The sequence below is a fragment of the Actinomyces oris genome (assembly GCF_001929375.1).
In the GTDB taxonomy this organism is placed as follows: Bacteria; Actinomycetota; Actinomycetes; order Actinomycetales; family Actinomycetaceae; genus Actinomyces; species Actinomyces oris_B.
Window position 1 is genome coordinate 1 of record NZ_MSGO01000082.1, and the last position, 2,025, is coordinate 2,025.

Annotated in this window: 2 protein-coding genes; one reads left to right on the forward strand and one right to left on the reverse strand. The window is 67.1% G+C overall.

The features are described from left to right. The coding region (locus tag BKH32_RS12885; protein WP_075250390.1) for a FadR/GntR family transcriptional regulator at positions 1 to 704 on the reverse strand (704 nt) is incomplete at its 3' end. A gap of 204 nt (positions 705 to 908) precedes the next feature. Between BKH32_RS12885 and BKH32_RS12890 the strand changes: the two genes are divergently transcribed. After that, positions 909 to 1,997 (forward strand): alpha/beta hydrolase, encoded by a 1,089-nt coding sequence (locus tag BKH32_RS12890; protein WP_075250391.1) that lies wholly within the window; start codon positions 909 to 911, stop codon positions 1,995 to 1,997. Positions 1,998 to 2,025 lie beyond the last annotated feature (28 nt).

Sequence of the window (2,025 nt, forward strand, 5' to 3'; positions counted from 1 at the left end):
AGGAGTGGGGCGTAGTGCTGGGTGATGGCTTGGTGGTAGGCGGGGATGTTGCCGGTGCGGGCTGCGTGGAGCATGGCTCGGTGGGCTTTGGCGGTGCTGGTGAGGTCTTCGAGCTTGGGGGCGTCCAGGAGGGGGACGGTGAGGGTGTGGATGGCCCAGAAGGCTTCGGTGAGGTGGAGGTAGAGGTGGTTGTCGAGGGGTTCGAGCAGGCGGGTGTGGAAGCGGCGGTCCTGGTCGGTGTAGAGCTTGCCTTGTGAGGCGAGGTGCTCGATCTTGTCGACGAGGGTGTCGAGCTCGGGGTCTTGGCGGTTGTGCCAGGCGTGGGTGACGGGTTCGGCGAGGGCGTTGTCGAGGGTGAGGCGTACTTCGACGATGTCGCGTAGTCCGCGGTGGTCGTCTCCGGGGTTGAGGAGGCCTTTGAAGACGAGGGACTCGACCATGGGGCGCATGGAGACCTGGCCGACGAACATGCCGTGTCCGTGGCGTACTTCGACGATGTCGAGGGCGACGAGGGTGCGGACGGCCTCGCGGACGGAGGAGCGGGATACTCCCAGGTCGGCGCACAGCTGGGACTCCGTCGGCAACGCATCACCAGGATGCAGTCCCTTGGTGAGAATGTAGTTCTTAATCTCGGAAATTGCCGTGGATGACTGAGTCATCGGGGTGGTAGTGAGGCCGGCCATGACGCCGCGGGATATCTGCATGGCCCCATTGTCCGACTTCTGGTTCATTTACGCTGGTGAATGTCGAATCGTACTTACCCGTGTGATCTCGAGACTCCGGGGTTTGTCGCGCTGAGGGCGGGAGTCGACGTCGGCCGGCTGGCGGCGGCGGGCCCCGGTACCGCAGATCAGTGACTGATTGTGAGTGGGTTGCCGCTACAGCGCTCACAGTGTAACAGTTACGGCATGCCCCACACGCATGAGGCGTTCCCCGCCCGTCCTCCCTACGACAGTGCTACTGCCGCCCTGCTTGAACGCATCGAGCCGCTCGGCGTCTTCCAGACCATGACGGTGCAGAAAATCCCGAGCTGGCGCGCACCGGCTGATGAGGTCCGAGCGGGTTTCCTGCTCAGGCATCCTGACATCGACCTGGAGGACGTCAAGATTCTTCGCCAGGACGGCACGACGCTCCCCGCCACAGTGGCGCGGTCCGTCCAGGGCGCCTGCGCGGGCCGCCCCGGTCCTCTGTTCCTCTCGCTGCACGGGGGAGGGCTGGTGATGGGGTGCCGTTTCGACGGTCTGCTGACCGTTGTCCCGTGGCTGCGGAGGCATGGGGGCGTCATCGTCAGTCCTGAGTACCGTCTGGCCCCGGAGCATCCGGCGCCCGCCGGCGTCGAGGACTGCTACGCCACGCTGTGCTGGGCGGTCGAGCATGCCGAGGAGCTCGGAGCCGATCCAGGGCGCGTCATCGTCGTCGGGCCGAGCGCCGGTGGAGGGTTGAGCGCCGGCACGCTGCTCATGGCGCGGGACAGACGGGGCCCGGCCGTTCTCGGCGGGCTGCTGGACTACCCCATGCTGGATGACCGCACCGGCATGCCGCACTGGCAGGGCTCGGTCTCGGCGCGTCAGTACCCGGACGACGGCACCTGGCCGACGGCGTACAACAACGTCGCCTGGGACGCTGCGCTGGGGGAGCGGCGCGGCACGGATCTGGTCACCCCCTACGAGGCCCCCGCCCGCGCCACGTGGCTGGGCGGGCTGCCGCCGCTGTTCATCTCGGTGGCCTCCGCCGAGGTCTTCCGGGACGAGGATGTCGCCTTCGCCTCCAGGGTGTGGCGCGACGGCGGTGATGCTGAGCTGCACGTCTACCCCGGGGGCACTCACGCCATGGAGTTCGTCAATGCGCGATGGCTCGCGCAGGGACTCACTGCGGCGCGCGACCTGTGGATGGAGAGGCTGCTTCGTCCGGAGGATCCGCGCCTCAATGTCGTGGCCGTGGCGCAGGCCGGTACCTATCCGGCCTTGACGGAGGAGTTCTCTACGGGTTGTGTGTGAGGACTGCCAGGAGTGGGGCGTAGTGCTG

Coding starts and splice junctions, on each gene's coding strand:
- BKH32_RS12890 (WP_075250391.1), top strand. CDS start 909: ATGCCCCACACGCATGAGGCGTTCCCCGCCCGTCCTCCCTACGACAGT.